This window comes from Pseudomonas pichavaramensis (assembly GCF_050473265.1).
Lineage (GTDB): Bacteria > Pseudomonadota > Gammaproteobacteria > Pseudomonadales > Pseudomonadaceae > Aquipseudomonas.
On sequence record NZ_JBJKFJ010000021.1, the window covers coordinates 1 to 18,839 of the forward strand.

Sequence of the window (18,839 nt, forward strand, 5' to 3'; positions counted from 1 at the left end):
CCGCCGCAAGGCGTTCATGGTCGGGTCTCCCGAATGGAAAGGGCGTAGGGTGGGGCGGTCGTGGCCGACCCACCATGTGCAGCATGTCGGCGTACATGACGCCGAGGTGGGTCAGTATCTGGCGATACTGCCCACCCTACGGCTCTCCGGCCTTACTGCTGGTTGGCGGCTTGGGCGGCCTTGATCAGGTCGGCACCGATTTCGCCTTCGAACTTCTTCCACACCGGCTGCATGGCATCGCGCCATTGGCCACGTTGCTCAGGCGTCAGGGTGAGGATCTCGGTGGAACCAGCGTCCAGGATGCGTTGCTTGTCGCCCTGGTTGAGGGCGTCAGCCTGCTTGTTCACCTCGACGGTCACCTCGGCGATGATCTTGTCCAGCTCGCTACGCACGTCGGCCGGCAGACCATCCCAGAACTTGGTGTTGGTGATCAGCATGTAGTCCAGCAGACCATGGTTGGACTCGGTGATGTACTTCTGTACTTCGTGCATCTTCTGGCTGTAGATGTTCGAGTAAGGGTTCTCGGCACCGTTGACCACGCCAGTCTGCAGGCCCTGGTAGACCTCGGCGAAGCTCATCTTGCGCGGGTTGGCGCGCACAGCCTTGAACTGCTCTTCCAGCACGGCGGAAGCCTGTACGCGGAACTTCAGACCACGGGCGTCCTTCGGCTCCAGCAGGGCCTTGTTGGCCGACAGCTGCTTGAGGCCGTTGTGCCAGTAGGCCAGACCGGTGATGCCCTTGTCGGTCATGGAGGTCAGCAGTTTCTGGCCTTCAGGGCCTTTCTGGAAGCGATCGACCGCAGCCATGTCGTCGAACAGGAACGGCAGGTCGAATACCTGCAGCTGCTTGGTGTAATGCTCGAACTTGGCCAGAGACGGGGCGATGATCTGCACGTCACCGAGCAGCAGCGCTTCCATTTCCTTGCCGTCGCCGAACAGCGAGGAGTTCGGGTAAACCTCGACCTTGACCTTGTCGCCCAGGCGCTCTTCAGCCAGTTGCTTGAACAGCATGGCACCCTGACCTTTCGGGGTGTGCTCGGCGACGACGTGGGAGAATTTGATGACGATCGGGTCGGCCGCGTGGACGACGCCGGCGATGGACAGGGACAGGGCGCAAGCCAGCGCCTTGGCAGTCAGTTTGAACATGCGGATGCTTCCTCTTGTTGTGTTTATCGCATTTGCGCCGGGGCGCTGCTGACGAACGGACAAGAGCAAGTCTAGGCGGCTTGGAGAAAAACGCCGCGGCGTTAGCGAGGCCTGGACTTGTACTTGTTGGTTCGCTTGGGGCAAGTCTAGAGCAACCCTTGTGCCAGGCCTCTGTGGCATGCGCATGACAATCGTGCAAAAGCCCGTGGCAGTGGGCTTTGATGGCGTTTTGCCGATTGCAGCGCATCCTTGCGAGTAGGCATGCGCGCGCCAGTCACGAGCGGATTTGGCGGTTTGCCGCCAGTCAGTCGAAATCCTCTGGCGAGCTTCCGCCAGTTCCGGAGAAATTAAGACCGTGCTTACGCAGTTTGTCGTGCAAGGTCTTGCGGGGCACGCCCAGTGCTTCGGCCAGGCTGCGCAACGAGCCGTGCGGGCGGCTCAGCTCGCCGGCGATGAGTGCGCGCTCGAAGGCTTCCACCTGTTCACTGAGGCCACCATTCACCGGCGGTAGGTTCGGCGCATTGCTGTCCAGCGCCAGTTCCAGGCCGAGCGCGAAACGCTCGGCGGCGTTCTGCAGTTCGCGCACGTTACCTGGCCAGGGGTGTCTGAGCAGCAGTGCGCGTTGTCCTGGCTGCAGCTCACGCGACGGCAGGGCATGACGTGCGGCGGCGCCATCGGCGAAGTGTTGGAACAGCAGCAGTGCATCTTCGCCGCGCTCGCGCAATGGTGGGATCGACAATGGTGCGACGTTGAGACGGTAGTAAAGGTCGGCACGGAAACGACCTGCGTCGGCAGCCTGGCGCAGGTCTTCCTTGGTGGCGGCGATGACCCGAATATCCAGTGGGATCAGTTGATTACCACCGAGACGTTCGACCACGCGTTCCTGCAACAGACGCAGCAGTTTGACCTGCACATCCAGGCTCATGCTCTCGATTTCATCAAGGAACAGGGTGCCGCCATTGGCGAACTCGAACTTGCCGATACGGCGTTTTTGCGCGCCGGTAAAGGCGCCGGCTTCATGGCCGAACAACTCGCTTTCGACCACCGACTCGGCCAAGGCGCCGGCGTTGATGGCAACGAACGGGCCGTTTCGACGGTTGGACAGGTCGTGCAGGGCACGCGCCACCACTTCCTTGCCCGCGCCAGTCTCGCCGAGGATCAGCACGTCGGTAGCGATGCCGGCGAGTGCGCCGATCTGTTCGCGCAGACGGTGCATGGCCGCCGATTGGCCAACCAGGCGACTGGCCAGCTGTTGGCGATCGGTCAGCGCCATGCGCAGGCTGCGATTGTCCAGCACCAGGCGTCGCAGCTCGAGCGCGCGGCGCACGCTGTCGAGCAGGGCGTCATTGGCGAACGGCTTCTCCAGGAAATCATAGGCGCCGGCGCGCATTGCCTGTACGGCCAGCGGTACGTCGCCGTGACCGGTGATCAACAGCACCGGCAGTTCAGCATCGCGTTCATGCAACTGCTGCAGCAGCTGCAGGCCATCGATGCCTGGCATGCGGATGTCGCTGACCACGACCCCTGGCCAGCCGGCGGGAATGCGTGCCGCCAGCCCCTGAGCGCTACCCAGGCTGAGTACCTTGAAGCCGGCCAGGTCGAGCGTTTGGCTGAGTGCCTGACGCAGGTGAGCGTCGTCGTCGATCAGCAATACCTGGGTGCGGCTGTCGATGGCGCTGTCGCTGGTCATGGCGATGGGTCCTCTGAAGGTTGCAGGTTGACGCCGGGGCTGGCCAGGCGCAGACGCAGGGTGATCAGCGCGCCGCCGGCCGGATGATTGGCCAGCAGCAGCTCGCCGTCCAGCGCACGCACCAGACTATCGCAGATGGCCAGGCCCAGCCCCAGGCCCTGGGCGCTGGTCTTGGTGGTGAAGAAGGGCTCGCGCGCGCGCGCCAGTGATTCGGGCGAGAAGCCGGGACCATTGTCACGCAGCAGCAGGTGGAGGTGCTCGGCCTGATGCTCGACGCTGATCCAGATCCGCCGTGGCGGTGCCTTATCGATCAGGGCGTCGAGGGCATTGCCCAGCAGGTTACCGAGCACCTGGCGCAGCCGCGTTTCTCCCGCCTGAACCCATAGGGTGGCGTCCGGCAAGTCGCGTATCAGCTCGACATCCATGCTGCGGCGGCGTTTGGCCAGCAGCGACAGGGCATCGTCCAGCGCCGGCTGCAGGGCCACGCGCTCGGGGGCGTGGCGGTCGCGCCGGGCGAAGGCACGCAGGTGAGCGATGATCGACGCCATGCGCTCGGTCAGCTCGCTGATCAGCTTGAGGTTGGCGCGAGCGTCGTCGCTGCGCTGATGGTCGAGCAGGGTGCTGGCATTTTCGGCATAGCTGCGGATCGCCCCCAGTGGCTGGTTCAATTCGTGGCTGATGCTGGCGCTCATGGTGCCGAGGGCGGACAGCTTGCCGGCCTGTACCAGTTCATCCTGGGCGCGAACCAGTTCCTGCTGGGCCTGCTCGCGTTCCAGTACTTCCTGCTTGAGGCGGCTGTTGAGCAGTTCCAGGTCCAGGGTGCGCTCGGTGACTCGCTGTTCCAGCTCGGCCTTGGCCTGAGCGTCGAAGGCAATACGTTCCAGGTAATGACGGCGGCGCAGCATCAACAGGCCAAGCAGCAACAGCAGGGCCAGCAGGGCGGCGGCGCCTACGGCGACCGCGCTGCGTACCGGTCGGTCGAGCAGGATGCGCGGGGCGAGAATGCTCACCGTCCAGCCGGTTTCCTCGAGGGCGCGGCTTTGCGTCAACCAGGCGTTGCTGTCGAGATCGAGCGTGGGTGGTGCCTGGGTCGGGTAAGGCTGATTGGCCGCGATGGCGGCTTGTTCGGCCCGATCCAGCGGGCGACTGGCGTGAAAGCGCCAGTCCGGGCGCGAGGTGAGGATCACCACGCCGTTGGTATCGGTAACCAAAAGTTGTTCCGGCGTGTTACCCCAGAGGGTTTCGGTGTGGTCGAGGTCGACCTTGACCACCAGGGCGCCGATGTTCTGCTCGTCTTCGCGCACCGGGTAGGCGAAGTAGTAACCGCGTTTGCCGGACGTGGTACCGAGGCCGAAGAAGCGGCCCAGACGCCCTGCCAGCGCTTCACGGAAATAAGGGCGGAAGGCGAAGTTGCCAGCGACGAAGCTGTCCGGTTTGTCCCAGTTGGAGGCAGCCAGGGTGACGCCTCTGGGATTCATCAGGTAGATCACATCCGCGCCGGTCTGCGCCTTGACGCGTGCCAGCAGGCGGTTGGCGCTGTCCAGTGCTGCAGGCTCCTGCGGGGCATGCAGGGCGGCGCGCAGACCTGGCAGATCGCCAAGAATCTGCGGCAGAACCTCATAACGGCGTAGGGTGCCGAGCAGGTTGGCGACGTACAGGTCGAGGGTCTGACGGTTCTGCTCGATCAGTACTTTGCGGTAGTAGCTTTCGGCCAGAAAGTGCACAGGCCATAACAGCGGCGCAAGCAACAGGGCCAGCAGCAGCAGGCTGCGCCAGCGTAGGCGTCGAGGAGTGGCAGTGGTCGCGCTCATGGAAAACCGTGCACCGATGATCGGCGCATTATGCCATTGCCACGAGCCCTGCGGCCGTTGCTCAGTCTTTCTGTGCCAGGCAGGCGTCCAGTGCCTGTTGCCAGTCCGGCAGGCGCACCTGCCAGGCCTGCTCCAGGCGCTCGCCGTCCAGACGCGAATTGAGCGGGCGCTGCGCCGGCGTCGGGTATTCGCTGCTGGGGATGGGGCGCAGGCGGGCGCAGGGCTTTCCGGCCGCGCGCAGACGTTCGGCAATGGCAGTGGCGAAGCCAAACCAGCTGGTTTCACCCTGGCAGGTCAGGTGGTAGGTGCCCCAGTGATAGCGGCCTTGCTGCCATTTGTCGATGAGCTCGGCAGTGGCGCCGGCGATACTGCCGGCCCAGGTCGGCGCACCAATCTGGTCGTCGACCACTCTCAGCTCCTCACGCTCCTGCAGCAGACGTTGCATGGTCAGCAGGAAGTTGCGCCCATGCTGCGAGTAGACCCAACTGGTGCGCAGGATCAGATGATCGCAGCCGCTGATGCGCAGTGCCTGCTCGCCAGCGGCCTTGCTGGCACCGTAGACGCCCAGCGGGCGCGGTGTATCGGCCTCACGATAGGGCGTAGCCTTGCTGCCGTCGAAGATGTAGTCGGTGGAGTAGTGAATCAGCGGGATGTCCAGCTCGAAGCAGGCATCGGCCATCGCCCCCGGCGCCTCGGCATTGATGGTGAAGGCCAGCTCGCGCTCCTGCTCGGCCTGGTCGACGGCAGTGTAGGCCGCGGCGTTGATCACCAACTGCGGCCGTTCACGCAGGATGACCTCGGTCAGGCTATGCGGACGCGCCAGATCGAACTGTTCGCGCCCCAGGCTGAGCAGCTCATGTTGACGCAGCTCGCGTTGCAGGGCATGGGCAACCTGGCCGGTATGGCCTGTGATCAAAATCTTCATGCGAAGGTCTCGGCCTCGTTCAGGCTCAGGCCCTGCTGATCCTTGATGGACAGCTGCGGGGTCAGGCCGTCGAGCGGCCAGTCGATGGCCAGCCCGGCATCGTCCCAACTGATGCAGCGCTCATGGGCAGGGGCGTAGTAATCGGTGGTCTTGTAGAGGAACTCGGCGTAGTCGCTGAGGACCAGAAAACCGTGGGCGAAGCCCTCTGGAACCCACATCTGGCGTTTGTTTTCGGCCGATAGGTGTACGCCGACCCATTTGCCGAAGTTGGGCGAACTGCGCCGTACGTCGACGGCCACGTCGAAGACCTCGCCGGCGCTGACCCACACCAGCTTGCCCTGGGCCTGCTGCAGTTGATAGTGCAGGCCGCGCAGCACGCCGCGCGCCGAGCGCGAATGGTTGTCCTGGACGAAGTCGCGGGTCACTCCGGTGGCTTCGGCAAAGCGCTGCGCGTTGAAGCTTTCATAGAAGAAACCGCGTTCGTCCCCGAATACCTGAGGCTCGAGAATCAGTACTTCAGGCAATGCGGTGGTGATGACCTTCATTGCACTTCCTCCGCCAGTTTGTACAGGTACTGACCATAGCCGGTCTTACCCAGTGCCTTGGCGCACGTCAGTAGCTTGTCACGGTCGATCCAGCCCTGCTGATAAGAAATTTCCTCAAGGCAGGCGACTTTCAGACCCTGGCGTTTCTCCACCGTCTGTACGTACTGCGAAGCGTCGATCAGGCTGTCGTGAGTACCGGTGTCGAGCCAGGCGAAGCCGCGGCCGAAGCGCTCCACGCGCAGGTCGCCGCGGGCCAGGTAGGCGTTGTTGACATCGGTGATTTCCAGCTCGCCACGTGCCGAGGGCTTGACCGCCTTGGCGATCTGCACCACGTCGTTGTCATAGAAGTACAGACCGGTCACGGCGAAACTGGACTTGGGCTTGGCCGGCTTCTCCTCGATCGACAGCGCGTTACCTGCTGCGTCGAACTCGACCACCCCGAAGCGTTCGGGGTCGCTGACCCAGTAGCCAAACACGGTGGCGCCGCTGTCGTGGCTGGCGGCGCGCAGCAGCATTTCGGTGAAGTGTTGGCCGTGGAAGATGTTGTCGCCGAGGATCAGGCACACCGAGTCGCTGCCGATGAACGACTCGCCGATCAGAAAGGCCTGAGCCAGGCCGTCGGGCGAGGGTTGCTCCGCATACTGCAAGGTGATGCCGAATTGGCTGCCGTCGCCGAGCATTTTGCTGAAGTTCGGCAGGTCTTCGGGAGTGGAGATGATCAGGATCTCGCGGATGCCGGCGAGCATCAGCACCGACAGCGGGTAGTAGATCATCGGCTTGTCGTAGATCGGCAGCAGCTGTTTGGATACGCCAAGAGTAATGGGATGAAGGCGAGTGCCGGAGCCGCCGGCGAGGATGATGCCTTTCATTGAAGCTCCTTAAAGTGCGCCGAGTCGTTGGCCCTGATAGCTGCCATCCTGCACGCGGCGGCACCAGTCGAGATTATCCAGGTACCACTGCACCGTCTTGCGCAAGCCGCTCTCGAAGGTTTCCTCTGGTACCCAGCCCAACTCGCGCTCGATCTTGCTGGCGTCGATGGCATAGCGCAGGTCATGACCTGGGCGATCCTGTACATAAGTGATCAGCTCTTCATAACGCGAGATGCCTGCGGGCTTCTGCGGTGCCAGCTCTTCCAGCAGGGCGCAGATGGCATGCACCACGTCGAGATTCTTCTGCTCGTTGTGTCCGCCAATGTTGTAGGTCTCGCCGACCTTGCCCTCGCAGACCACCTTGAGCAGCGCGCGAGCGTGATCCTCCACATAGAGCCAGTCACGCACCTGCTGGCCATTGCCGTAGACCGGCAGTGGCTTGCCGGCCAGGGCGTTGAGGATCATCAGCGGGATGAGCTTCTCGGGGAAGTGGTACGGGCCGTAGTTGTTCGAGCAATTGGTGATCAGCGCCGGCAGACCATAGGTGCGCAGCCAGGCGCGTACCAGGTGGTCGGAAGCGGCCTTGCTCGCCGAGTAGGGCGAACTGGGCGCATAAGGCGTCGTTTCTGTGAACAGGTCGTCGGCCCCGTGCAGATCCCCATAAACCTCATCGGTCGAAATATGGTGGAAGCGAAAGGCTGCCTTGCGTTCGGCATCCAGCCCCAGCCAATAGGTGCGAACACTTTCCAGCAAGCTGTAGGTGCCGACGATATTGGTCTGGATAAAGGCTGCCGGACCGTCGATGGAGCGGTCGACATGCGACTCCGCTGCCAAGTGCATGACAGCATCCGGCTGGAACTCGGTCAGCGTCGCGGCGACCTGTTCGGTATCGGCGATGTCTGCGTGGACGAATTGATAACGAGGGCTGGTTTCGACTGCTTGCAGTGATTCCAGGTTGCCGGCGTAGGTCAGCTTGTCGAGGTTGAGTACCTCATGGTCGGTGTGCTGGATCAGGTGGCGAACCAGAGCCGAGCCAATGAAGCCGGCACCGCCGGTGATCAGGATGCGCATACATCTACCTCGTGCTCATGCGGTTGCGTCCTGCAACGCATTTGGGCCGGAACCGCAAACAAAAATTGCGGGAGCCATTTTTGACCTCGCTCCGCGACGGCCCGCAGGGTTGCCGCCAGGGATGGCGGGCAACAAAAAAGGCCTGCATCTCTGCAGGCCTTTGATACTAAATGGTGCCGGCACCAAGAGTCGAACTCGGGACCTACTGATTACAAGTCGTAGCCTAATGCACCGAGGCCCGACCAGTCTAGCCCCTATAAATCCCGGTTACAACACACTAACCCCTTGAATATACTGGGGTTCGATCTATTTTTTTCCGGTTACTCCCTAGAGGCACTGTACCTCCACTGTACCTTTGTGGGCGGGCTGGTTGAGACCTCAAAGGCTTGAGCGAAATGTCTGTGGAGCGCCTTGCCCTCTGAGACAGCTGCTCAGGGCGGCATCCCTAGGCCCCTTGTGAGTGAGGGTGACCTTGCTGGCGACAACTTTTCATGCCATATTTCTTGCTCATGTAATCTTGAGCTCGGAGGTGGGCGGTGAGTGGTTCAGAAAAGATTGGTGAAATCTTGTCGTCTAACCTCCCTAAGGAGTTTCTGCTCCATGTCTGGGAGAGTTTCCCAGGGGCGTTGGAGCGGGCTACAGCTTCCGCCCGAGCGGCGCATGAAGGACACCGTAGCTCAGTAGCTGGCCTGATGCGTCACTTCAACCTCAATGAGGCTTTGGCCGCATCCTTTGATGCGGTCGGCATCCCTCATGAAGCCGTTCGTGCCAACAGAGTCATGTTTGGCGCTGTGGGAATTGCCACGGTGGCTCGTGTTCATTTAAACAAAAAGGGTCCTTGGGATAACTCCACGCGGAGTGTAGGTAAGAGAAAGCTCTGTTCGCGCAATGCTCCAGCGACTCGGTTGCTTCAGCCAGATTTTTTGCAGGAGCAAGACCCCACCATCGCTGAGATCACGATGCTGTTGGTCACAGTGGGAGGGGGCGATGATGGCCAGGTGACCATTTATGTTGTCGTCACAAATGACGAAATGGATCTGAAGAGCCCGCTCTTCCGGGAGCCCATTGATGTCTTTCTGCAGCGCTATGAGCGTACGGTAGATGTGCCTGACACGGCAGTTCCAACCCTTAAACCCGGGATTCAGATCAATCCAGCGAAATCCGATGAACCGAACAATTAGTACCTTTCAGCCATCTCGTTTAGAGCAGGCCTTGGCCGCACGCGGACTGTCAGCTGTGGAGCTGGCAGCGCGTGTTGGTGTTACTTCGACCACGATTAGTCGTTGGCGCAATTCTGCTCAGGTCCCCAGTGGGGATTTGCTCTTTCGGCTTGCTGAAGAGCTTCGCGTCAGTCCGGAGTGGTTGACTCGTCAGTCTGTGGCAGGACCTGCAAGGCCCTACTACCGAGGAAGTATTGCTCAGATGAAGGCGGATCGTGCGCTTTTGTGCGCACGCGTTGAATGGTTAGCTGAGGTGGCAGCTCAGCTCGAGAGTTATGTTGACTATCCAGCGGTCAACGTCCCCCGAATGCCCTTTAAAAAGGCTAGTGAGATCTCCGATGCAGATATAGAAAATGCTGCAGAAGAGTGCCGAAGGGCCTGGGGGTTAAAAGATGGCCCAATATCCGATGCTGTTTTGCTTTTGGAGAACGCTGGTGTAATCGTCGCCCGCGAAGAAACTGGTACTGCACGTATTGAAGGGCTTTCTACTTGGACTTCTAGCGGAAGGCCGTTGGTTTTTTTGTGCGCAGATAAGGGCAATGGCTTTAGGGGGCGTTTTGATGCTGCACATGAGTTAGGCCACTTGGTGCTGCATAGCTACATTGAGGCACCAAATGATTCTGCAACGCACAAATTAATTGAGCAGCAAGCACATAGATTTGCCGGTGCTTTCTTGCTTCCTGCAAGGAGTTTCGTCGCAGAGGTGGCTGTGCCGGTAACCTTGCAAGGGCTGCTGATGCTAAAGGTTCGCTGGGGGGTGTCAGTTGCAGCGATGATTATGCGGCTTGTTGCGCTTAATTTACTGAATGAAAGCGACTACCTGAGGCTTATCAAGCTGAGGTCGGCTAAGTGGGGCAACAAGCAGGAGCCTTTGGATGATGAGCGCGCCCCAGAGGAGCCAAGGCTCTTGCGCAGAACAGTAGATTTGCTTCATGAGGCAGGCATTGTAAGGCGGGAAGCTCTCCCTGCTTTCATGGGGTTGTCTGGTCGAGATCTTGAAGGGCTCCTGGGGTTGCCTTGGGGAGTACTTACAAGACCTGCTGCAGAGGTCTTAGAGATTTCTGGAGTTACTAGCCAGCCTAGACTTAATGGTCAAACTGATAACGTCGTTTCATTTCCTAGTAAAAATTAGTGGTTTATTCCCGGGGCTGAGTCATAACCAAGATTGCGTTAGATAATACGTAAGTTGGCTTTGGGGACTGCAGTTTATACTCGTGTGATTAGAAAGAATAAATCGCCCTTAGCATGATGTCGGCTAAGGGCGATTAATTTGGTTAGTTTCTGATTGCTTGAGGGTTTCCGGCTAGGTTTCGCGTATAGCTTAAGTCATTGACCTTGACTGGATCGGCTTTTAGCCAGTAGTTTTCTGAGGTGCAATTTGTGCAGGTTAGCTTGCTGCCGTCCTCATTAAGCGTGTATCTCATTTCAGAGTCGCTAGATGGGAATACAAGCTCATCGTTATCAACTTCGAACTTTCTGTCGATTTCAATTTGTTTAACTGCATTGCTGTAGTTGAACGCCCAATGCCTGACCCCTTTCTTAGGAGAGATGGTCATAATCAGAAGCGAGTCATCCTTGAAGTGGCGCTTGGCTACCCAATCGCCATCGAATTTCGCTAGTTTTGCGGCCTCTGCTCGACGCGTTTCTTCTTCCTTGATGGCGGCCTGACGCTTTTCTTCCTGCTCTTTTAGCATTAAGTCCACGTCATAAGGCTCAGGTTTAAGTAGGGCCCATTTAGCAGGCAGCCGCAATCCACCGTCATTGCAGTTCAAACAGTCCAGCCCGCGTTCATCTGCGCCTCGTTTGAACGTTAGCCGGATGTCCTCTTTGCTAGCGTCCAGCAGCAATTTCCCATTCTTGTAATCAACCTCAAAATCAACGACTCCACTGATTTCCGCAGTAGAGCTGCTTACAAGGAAAATTTTGGCGTCATCCCCAGAGACGTTGAGAACAATCTGCTTGCCATAAGCCCCGTCGGTTCTGTAGGCGCCGCTGAAGTCTTCATCGCCGCATCCTGCCAGGTTTCCTGCAGCGAGGATTGCAGCACTAAATTTGATGGCTTTATTCACAGACTAAGTCCTTTCAGTAAGAGATTGAGCAGATTGAGTGAAGCCTGGCGGGGCTTCGGCTGAATGCTTGGTTACCGTAGATGCGCTTTTTGCGTGGCAGAAGCCAACATGGCGCTCCTGGAAGAGGGCCATGAAAAGTGGTAGATGGCATTTTGACACCAAAAAACTGGCGCAGGCCAGCTTCTACTCAAGGAGAGGCTGCTCTCGGCTCTAGAGTCGTACTTCGAAGCAACTAAGCCCGATTTCGCCGACAAGGGTGGCGAGTTTGTCGAGGCTTCTGAAGACGCGGTTTCCGCCTCGCTGTCTCTGGAGGGTGTGTAGCTCGCTTCTGAGCTGGACTTGGAGCGTCCAGCCGTCAGCAACCTTCTGGATCAAGGTGCGCTCGACAATACCGAAAGCTGCGTACTGACGCAGATTGGCCTCTTGTATTGGCATGAGACACCTTTACCACGGTTCTGAAAAAGCGGAGGGAGGAGCCCCGCAGGTTCTCCTCCCCCTCACTAGCAGCAGAGCCTCTACATACTCTGTTGCGCTGCTGTGGCCCAGTATACTCGCAGCGCACAGATCGTCAATTTTTGTCTTTTGATTGATCAAAATGCTCTTATTGGTAGTTCGCTGGCTAGTTCTATTCCGAGCTCTCTGGCTAGGCGCTCGCGTTCGAAGGCAGCATCCGCAATGGCATGCGACCAGCAGCTTTCTACTAGCTCCAGCCGGGCCTGCGATTCAGCTTCGCCCAGGATCTGCAGCAGAGTTGCGCGAGTCAGCGGCTCATCTGTCATTAGGGCGATAGCACGAAGGCGATACCGCTCCGGAATGTCAGCAGGCAGCAGAGGGCCGCAGACCATCAGGTTTATCTCCAGGCCTTGCAAGCCCGTACCCAGAGTTGTCTCCCAAACCGAGCTAGCCAGTGCTTCCATTGCCGTTTCGGCGCTCTCGCCAAGCGCCGCCAACATGGCAGCCCTAACTGCTGCATCGCCGGTTAGCAGCGCTACAAGGCGCAAGGGATTCTGTGCTTTTCCGAGATTCATCAATTTCCTCCTGGCACGAATGCGGACAGTAAAAGGGCCGCCGAGATGCCCAGAAAAATACTGTTGAACTGCTGCTTTTGGTTGGCATGCCTGTGCTTGTGAAGAGCAGCTATTGCAGTGGCTGTGGCCATCAACATGAGGGCTAGGTAGATGCTGTGTGCTGGGAGTGCTGTTAACCACGAAACTGCCTTAGCTGCCGGAATTGAGAGCAGCAGCGATGAGAACCAGCTGCGTCGGACCACCGAGGCATTCATCAGGCTTTCCCCCAATACGGTACGGTGATGGGGGGCAGCATGCTGAGTACCTGCTCGTAGTGTTCCTCGTGGATCTCTTCCTGGCGAGCATCGATCCCAGCTCGTCTATTTAGCTCGCTGACGATCAGGAACCAGTTCGTACCGTCTAGATCCGGTGAGCTGATTGGGCGGATTTCTATGGGAGTGCATCCAGTCTCGACCTGGTCATAGGCAATCGCACTCAGCTGTGGTCGCTGATGATGAGGATCGCCCCTGAGCAGCCAGCACAGGCCTCTGTGCGAGGCCGCTTGATCCAAGATGTAGCGGACGTCGATTGGGGTATCCAAATGTAATGCGTAGTCGGCGGTTAGCCAGGCAGGGAAGCTGAACATGGTGGGCTCCAGTAGGTGTTCGAGCTGCCTGTTTACTTCGCTGCGATGTGTGCCAGAAGCCCATGTCGATTTCCGACCTGGAGCGCTGAGTTCCTTTGCCGTAGTCATTTCGGCTCTTCCTTTGAGGGGCGACTCTTCTGGCTGCGAGGTGTGCGTCCAGCAGCGAATCGATCACTATTACTGGCAGGTTGGTTCAGCTGGGGCGGGCGAGATAGCTCAGGGCTAGATTTCCAGCGGTTATTTGCCGATGAGTAGGTATCTCGTGCAGTGATAGATCGGCCAGTGTGCTGTTCTTCTGTTCGGCTTCCGCCACCTCCGCCGCCCCCAGTGTTGTTGCCCGGTCGAACACGCTTAGCTTTGTTCGCGTCGACCCCAAGTCCGATTGTGGACAGAGATCTAGCGAGTAAGTTGAGGGACGCGCTGAGTGCCTGTGGTCCAGAAACCACGGAGCCTCTTGCGGCTTTAGCCAGCGCACCAATGGATACGCGAGTCATTGAGGCTGCAAGCCAGGTGCTGGCGGCTAGAAGCACGCCGAAGAGCATCTGTAGGCTGCCATACAGTAAGTCGAAGTCGGCGCCGCCGCCTTGCCATCCGGCTGAAAGTGCTGCTTGTGCCAATGCTACTGAACTCATTAATACGGACGCGCAAACCGCAAGGAGATGAGCGAAGGTGACGCATAGCACAGGGAAAAAAAGCCTTCCAATCCACTGAGCAAGGCTTTCCACACCCATTATTGGAGATATGGCTAGGGCAATGGGGCCAGTAAGGAACACCAGCCAGAAGAAACCGGCCTGGACAGCAATATAGGCGGGCAAAAGAGTCTTAAGCTCTAGCCAGTCCAAATAGGACTTGAGCATCTGCCAACTGGCGACGGTGCCTGCAAAGAGCGTATTCCAATGACCAGGCTGCTTTTCTGGGCCCCCAGCGAAAACGGCTTGCTGGATCTTCATCCAGGAGCGACCTGCTGCGATTGAGCTCGCTTCTGTACTTGTATCTTGTCCAGTGGAGGCGCTTTTGTTACCGATCTCGGTGAAGGCGCGGTATGCCTGCTCAGCTGCAAATTGCGCAACCTTGTAAGCCTCGACGCATGTTCTGGGGCTGTAACCGAGCGTCGCCTCCTTTCCCTCCTCGGGATTCCAAGCGGCAGTACGGGCAATCAATTTCTCACGAATGTCCTCTGGTGCTTCTGACAAGCTGAGATAGCTGAGCTTGGCTCCGGACTGACCAGAGGCTAATGCGGCCCAATGTTCTTTGGTGGGTAGGGTGTATGGCCGATAATCAGACTCCAAAAACAACTTATCTTCTCTTTCTAGCGCCGCCAGCCCCGCTGCGCGTCGTGTTCTTACGGCTTCTGCATCCCGAACACTATTGATCGTGTCCACCCCACCCCTATTGTTGGACCATGGGCTGAGTGCTGCTGCTATATCAGCGGCCCCGCTGCCGAGAATTTTGATTTGTGCCAACCTGCTGACTTGATCGTCAGGGATGCCCAGTCCCGCACCGCCAAGGAGTCCGATCGCGTGGTAGGCCTGCGCCTCTTCGCCTTCCGTTGGGGTTGCATAAACGGTTGATGGATCAGGGGAGCACTGTGCGTTGTAGTCGCGGATCAACCGGCCTAGATCGCTATTGGCGTACTGGGCAGCGGTGCGTTGAACGCTGTAGTCGATCAAGGCAGCTGTTGGTATGAACTGACCGTCAACACTCCCCATTGCCATGGTTTTACTAATGGCGCTATTGAGCGTCTGGTTGAGAACCATGATCAGGTTGTAGCTAATGCGCTGCGCGTGCGTTGTTTGCACCCTAGAGCCGTTGCTCAGTGTGAGCGTGGTCGGCTGTAGGCCGTAGGTAATCGCTAGGAAGATAAAAGCACCAGTGAACAGTGCCCGCCACGGCCCGTCGAACGGGAGGCGAATCATGATGTACATCAAGGCTGTGTAGCCAATAGCGGTTAGCCATCCACTCATCTCTACACCAATCATCGCCAAGAACGGCGCTGTAGACAGGATGAGGAAGTCGAGTGCTCCATCAAACAGACCGAATAGCCACGATAGACCAGCTAACGATTTGCTATCCATTACTCTCCTCCTTCGCCGTTTGCGTTGCATCGGTTGCTGGAGTGAGCCGATAGAAGAGGAGGAAACTCAGCACTAGACCCGGGGTATGAGAGAAGGGCGACAGCCATGGGAACAGCGAAGGCCCGATGATGGCTATCGATGTGCCTACGAGATAGCTGGCGGCGATCAGAACCAGGCGGAGCGGCGGGTAATCGTGACCATAGATCTTCATGCTTGATGCTCCTGGTTGGCTTCCTGTGTCCTTTCCTCAGGCCGGCGCTGTTTCTTGGGTTTCTTGCGTTTTCTCGGCGCGCTGCTGCTATCGAGACGGTTCAACATATTCAGCAAACTGCGGATGCTCATGGCATTGCTCCCAGGAAGGTCAGGTGTCGGGCGAGCCGAGGTAAGTGCTGGTAATGGCGATCCGCTCGTGGCCGAGCTCATGCGAGATAAGTAGCCGAGCTTCACGGTCGGTCAGCGGCGGAGTCATTGCTGCTTCCGCGCTGGGGATAGCGACTTTTCCGAGCCAGCCCGACTCGGCTCCTGCCAGGAGTTGGCCAGTGACTGATGCTCTTACGGCAGGTGCTTGCTTGCCGGTCAACTCGAGATAGCGCCGTTGGGCGTAGAGGTGCCGTAGCCCGTGCATCTTGGAAAGGCCTGCAGCTGCTATTTGGTGTTCATAGCGTTTGAGCTGTTGCTTGTAGCTGAGCTCAGTCGGGATGAGGCTCCCCATGCGCGTGAATGCATGTACCTCGGCGAGTAGCTCTTCCTGAGCTCGCGTGCGGATCGGGATCTCGCGAGCCTTTCCACCTTTTGTCCAACTGCCTTTGAGCTCAAGGTGGCCACCCTTGTCGGCAACCGCAGCGATGAATTTGATCGATTCCTCTCGACGCAGGCCGAACTCGGCTTGCAGGCGTAGGCTGAATCGAACGTGCGGATCGTTGATCGCTTCGAGGTTTGCCTTCGGCAGGTCTCGGGCACGGCTTTCTTTAGCGACGTATGAGCGGCGAGCGATACCCAGGTCGTCGTTGCTGATTTTGGCGACGCCAGCGCGGCCGGACTTCTCGCATGACCAACGCAGATGGGCCATGCGATTTTTGATAGTCGCAGGGGATACGCCAGAGGTTTGCCAATGTTGAACCAAGGCGCGCAGGTGGCGTTGGCCGAGCGTGGTGGCGCGTAGGTTCCGGTAGCCCAGTTCGCGCAACTGGCGAGCACTGAGGCTCAGAGTCGCTGAACGAGCGGCTTGCGTTGCATACGAGCCGTCCCGGTTATGTTTCTGTTGCTGGACGAAATCCCAGCCGAGCTTGTCCATGATCGTGATCCACTTGCTGATGAACGAGTTTCGAAACGCCAATCTCGAGGTAAGTGTTTGTTCCTGTCCCGGTCGCATTGCGGCGGGAGCTGAGCTTTCACTCAGGAGCGGAACGGCGTTTCACACAGACGGCCAAACGTGGCTCGCAACGACCAACCCGGCAGCGGGCGGTGATTGCGACGACAGGCGCTCAAATCACTTGATGAGCTGCACCGTCGTTGTCTGCGGGCATGCGAGGCATGCCATCTCGTCGAGCGTGGATCGACAAACTCAATCCGATCTCGGGGATCGGAAGGGATACCCGGACGCCACGCAGCGCCGGGGGTGGGGGCTCAAACTGAGCGGTCCCTGGTCCGTGGTGAGTCCCATCTCAACCACAAGCCGTTAACGCGGGGCACGACTCAGTTTTTGAGGTCCGGAGCTGGACCTTTTGCTCATTGTGAAAACCCCGACAGACGCTGAGCGAGCGTCTATCGGAGGGCGGTATAGCGAACGGGTCGGTTGCCAAATCGACTCGCTTTTGCCGCTCTGAATACGCGCATTAGCTACGTAAGCAGAGCGGGCTGACGATGCGTACAGGAATGCCTGCTCACATCGCCCCGTTCGCCAGCGACCAGTAACCGCGACAGGAATAGCTATCGACGATTAATTGATCGTAGTGCTGGCGAATCAGGATTCGTCACTACGCTGTCACTGCACAATACGTGAACGGTGAGGTCGCGCAACTCAAAATCGTGCCGCAAATTCACGGTGCGCGGAGCCCGCGAAAATCCGGGCTCTTCTGTCTCCCAAGGCGCCTTTTTCGGCTCGCTGTGCGAGCCGTTTGGGGCCGCTCTACGCGGCCCTACGCTGTGCGTCACTACCCGAAGGTAGTGACGCACAGCATCAGTGAGAGTACCTGCCCGCTCTAGCATCCGAACGGGATGCGCAGTTAGGCTATTAGCCATTAATCAATGAGGTGAACAAATGGGCTGGGACTCACGTGATACTGCTGCGCTGAATGCCGCGACTGCTGCTGGCATCAAATGCTTCGCAATCGGCGTCGTCGGGGATGATGGGCGCCAAGTGATGCTGAACAAAATTGAATGCCCTGGTCAGCCAGGCAGCGGGTCCCCGGAAAAGCTTCTCGCAGATGCGATCGAAGGTGTTACCAGGCTGTCCGCTGGAGGTGACTCGCTGTGGATTGAGGTCGCTGGCAACGAAATTCCACAGTACGTAGCGGATGCAGTTTCTGCACTCCGCGGCTTTGGTTGCCGAATGATTGTCACCCTCGGTAATAAATCTACCCGCGGTAATGGTGGGCTTCTCGACAGCTCTTTCTGCGAAGCTGTTGAAGCAGCGAACCAAGGCGGGGCTATTTGGCATCCACTTGATAACACGTTCGTCTTCGCAGCCTAAGCAGGGTCGGCCGGTCGTCGACCGGCCTCACCCTCAGAGCGAAGTGATGCTGCCTCTATCTATTAATCTCTATGTTCTATTTATGTCAGGTCACCAGTGACCCACCTCCCAGCTCGTGGATGACCCGCCTTGTGGGTAAAGTGGCTCATCGATGACCTGGCTCACTGATGGGCTAGGTCATCAGTGAGCTGGCTGTGGATAGGTTCTGAGAGGTTGCCGGTTCGGCGCAGATGCGACTCAATGACAGCCCTGCTGCGGGCCGATGGATAGCTCACATCGCTGTAGTCGACAATGTTGTTGATCGTGATGTTATTGACGGTGAGCTCAATCCTAATGCTGCTATGGATCTCTGCTGTGCCGTCGACCTTTCCATGGTCGATGAGCCGCTTTAACTGTTCGCGTCGAATCTGGGCCGACGAGCCCGTATAGAGAAAACGGGCGGTGCCGATCTGCTGGCCTCCTCGGGAGAGGGGGATCTGCTCGAAAAGCAGATAGCGGCTGCATTGCCCTGGGCGCTCTTCACTGCATAGATAACCGGCATTAGCCAACTCGCGTAAGCCCCGTTTGACCGTTGCTACCGAAAGGCCAGTCTCTCGAGCGAGCTGCTCATGCTGAATTTTTGCCTCTCCAGTGTCCAAGTTGGCGCGTGATTTCAGTGCGATATACACCTTCACTGCTGAGCCCTGCAGGCTTGCTAGTGCTCCACTTGTAACGAAGCTGCGGAAGACCTGGCTCCACAATAGATCCGCTTTCAGGTGCCCATCAGCGCTCATTTCGGCCACCGCTCAGCAGGGCTGCAACATCTGCAGCGGGGAAATAGATACTGCGACCGAATTTGACCTTAACGGCGTTGAGCGCAGCGGCCAATTGGCAGCCAGCTGGGTGATAGAGGGTGTGATCAAGAGCTTTCTCAGTGCGATGCAGCAGCTCTGCTAGCTGTTTCCGCGATAGCAGGAGGCCGTAGCGTTCGATCAGCTGCTGTTCAAGGTGCGTTGTTTCAATACTCATGGTGTGCATCCGCTTTTCTGTCTGGATGCAACGAATAGTGGGAAGCGACTACCCCAAAATCGGTGC

Annotated in this window: 19 protein-coding genes; 3 read left to right on the forward strand and 16 right to left on the reverse strand. The window is 58.5% G+C overall.

Translation table 11 applies throughout. The features are described from left to right. Window positions 1-152: 152 nt before the first annotated feature. From dctP to rfbB, 7 genes are all read right to left on the reverse strand, one after another. On the reverse strand, window positions 153-1,145 hold the full coding sequence (dctP, locus tag ACJRW5_RS23675) for a C4-dicarboxylate TRAP substrate-binding protein DctP (RefSeq protein WP_484572934.1): 993 nt from the start codon (window positions 1,143-1,145) through the stop codon (window positions 153-155). Window positions 1,146-1,449: 304 nt separating this feature from the next. Further along, the gene (locus ACJRW5_RS23680) at window positions 1,450-2,835 is read right to left on the reverse strand and encodes a sigma-54-dependent transcriptional regulator (protein ID WP_484572935.1); all 1,386 of its coding nucleotides are present in this window, start codon (window positions 2,833-2,835) and stop codon (window positions 1,450-1,452) included. Then, complete coding sequence (locus ACJRW5_RS23685; protein WP_484572936.1) at window positions 2,832-4,646, reverse strand: sensor histidine kinase; 1,815 nt, start codon at window positions 4,644-4,646, stop codon at window positions 2,832-2,834. The genes ACJRW5_RS23680 and ACJRW5_RS23685 overlap by 4 nt, the downstream gene beginning before the upstream one ends. 61 nt (window positions 4,647-4,707) lie before the next feature. Further along, the gene (rfbD, locus tag ACJRW5_RS23690; protein WP_484572937.1) at window positions 4,708-5,571 is read right to left on the reverse strand and encodes a dTDP-4-dehydrorhamnose reductase; all 864 of its coding nucleotides are present in this window, start codon (window positions 5,569-5,571) and stop codon (window positions 4,708-4,710) included. Next, window positions 5,568-6,116 carry a dTDP-4-dehydrorhamnose 3,5-epimerase gene (rfbC, locus tag ACJRW5_RS23695; RefSeq protein ID WP_484572938.1) on the reverse strand — a complete coding sequence of 183 codons (549 nt, stop codon included), beginning with the start codon at window positions 6,114-6,116 and terminating at the stop codon, window positions 5,568-5,570. The genes rfbD and rfbC overlap by 4 nt, the downstream gene beginning before the upstream one ends. Then, window positions 6,113-6,985, reverse strand: a complete 873-nt coding sequence (gene rfbA, locus ACJRW5_RS23700) for a glucose-1-phosphate thymidylyltransferase RfbA (RefSeq protein ID WP_484572939.1) — start codon at window positions 6,983-6,985, stop codon at window positions 6,113-6,115. Before rfbA ends, rfbC begins: the two co-directional genes overlap by 4 nt. Window positions 6,986-6,994: 9 nt before the next feature. Next, complete coding sequence (rfbB, locus tag ACJRW5_RS23705; protein WP_484572940.1) at window positions 6,995-8,056, reverse strand: dTDP-glucose 4,6-dehydratase; 1,062 nt, start codon at window positions 8,054-8,056, stop codon at window positions 6,995-6,997. A gap of 536 nt (window positions 8,057-8,592) precedes the next feature. Between rfbB and ACJRW5_RS23710 the strand changes: the two genes are divergently transcribed. Together ACJRW5_RS23710 and ACJRW5_RS23715 are read left to right on the forward strand one after the other, a co-directional pair. After that, window positions 8,593-9,237 carry a hypothetical protein gene (locus tag ACJRW5_RS23710; protein ID WP_484572941.1) on the forward strand — a complete coding sequence of 215 codons (645 nt, stop codon included), beginning with the start codon at window positions 8,593-8,595 and terminating at the stop codon, window positions 9,235-9,237. Continuing rightward, complete coding sequence (locus ACJRW5_RS23715) at window positions 9,221-10,408, forward strand: XRE family transcriptional regulator (protein ID WP_484572942.1); 1,188 nt, start codon at window positions 9,221-9,223, stop codon at window positions 10,406-10,408. The genes ACJRW5_RS23710 and ACJRW5_RS23715 overlap by 17 nt, the downstream gene beginning before the upstream one ends. 142 nt (window positions 10,409-10,550) lie before the next feature. Here ACJRW5_RS23715 and ACJRW5_RS23720 read toward each other — a convergent pair whose 3' ends face one another. The 7 genes from ACJRW5_RS23720 to ACJRW5_RS23750 all read right to left on the reverse strand — a co-directional run bounded on the left by ACJRW5_RS23720 (window position 10,551) and on the right by ACJRW5_RS23750 (window position 16,367). Then, on the reverse strand, window positions 10,551-11,345 hold the full coding sequence (locus ACJRW5_RS23720) for a hypothetical protein (RefSeq protein WP_484572943.1): 795 nt from the start codon (window positions 11,343-11,345) through the stop codon (window positions 10,551-10,553). A gap of 590 nt (window positions 11,346-11,935) precedes the next feature. Further along, window positions 11,936-12,373: a hypothetical protein gene (locus ACJRW5_RS23725; RefSeq protein ID WP_484572944.1), complete on the reverse strand. Its 438-nt coding sequence runs from the start codon at window positions 12,371-12,373 to the stop codon at window positions 11,936-11,938. Between the two features lie 253 nt (window positions 12,374-12,626). Further along, the gene (locus ACJRW5_RS23730) at window positions 12,627-12,998 is read right to left on the reverse strand and encodes a hypothetical protein (RefSeq protein ID WP_484572945.1); all 372 of its coding nucleotides are present in this window, start codon (window positions 12,996-12,998) and stop codon (window positions 12,627-12,629) included. A gap of 104 nt (window positions 12,999-13,102) precedes the next feature. Continuing rightward, complete coding sequence (locus tag ACJRW5_RS23735; protein WP_484572946.1) at window positions 13,103-15,073, reverse strand: hypothetical protein; 1,971 nt, start codon at window positions 15,071-15,073, stop codon at window positions 13,103-13,105. Then, on the reverse strand, window positions 15,066-15,284 hold the full coding sequence (locus tag ACJRW5_RS23740; RefSeq protein ID WP_484572947.1) for a hypothetical protein: 219 nt from the start codon (window positions 15,282-15,284) through the stop codon (window positions 15,066-15,068). Before ACJRW5_RS23740 ends, ACJRW5_RS23735 begins: the two co-directional genes overlap by 8 nt. Beyond that, entirely contained in the window at window positions 15,281-15,415 is a 135-nt protein-coding gene (locus tag ACJRW5_RS23745; protein ID WP_484572948.1) for a hypothetical protein, read from the reverse strand. Before ACJRW5_RS23745 ends, ACJRW5_RS23740 begins: the two co-directional genes overlap by 4 nt. Before the next feature lie 19 nt (window positions 15,416-15,434). Then, entirely contained in the window at window positions 15,435-16,367 is a 933-nt protein-coding gene (locus ACJRW5_RS23750) for a phage integrase N-terminal domain-containing protein (RefSeq protein ID WP_484572949.1), read from the reverse strand. A 966-nt stretch (window positions 16,368-17,333) separates the two neighbouring features. On the opposite strand from ACJRW5_RS23750, the gene ACJRW5_RS23755 reads away from it, so the two are divergent. Next, window positions 17,334-17,765: a hypothetical protein gene (locus ACJRW5_RS23755; RefSeq protein ID WP_484572950.1), complete on the forward strand. Its 432-nt coding sequence runs from the start codon at window positions 17,334-17,336 to the stop codon at window positions 17,763-17,765. Window positions 17,766-17,926: 161 nt separating this feature from the next. Here the strand turns inward: ACJRW5_RS23755 and ACJRW5_RS23760 are convergent, their stop codons facing one another. Together ACJRW5_RS23760 and ACJRW5_RS23765 are read right to left on the reverse strand one after the other, a co-directional pair. Beyond that, window positions 17,927-18,538, reverse strand: coding sequence for a helix-turn-helix domain-containing protein (locus tag ACJRW5_RS23760; RefSeq protein WP_484572951.1), 612 nt, complete (start codon window positions 18,536-18,538; stop codon window positions 17,927-17,929). Continuing rightward, a complete protein-coding gene (locus ACJRW5_RS23765) occupies window positions 18,528-18,773 on the reverse strand; it encodes a hypothetical protein (RefSeq protein ID WP_484572952.1) in 246 nt (81 codons plus the stop codon). Before ACJRW5_RS23765 ends, ACJRW5_RS23760 begins: the two co-directional genes overlap by 11 nt. Between the last annotated feature and the right edge of the window lie 66 nt (window positions 18,774-18,839).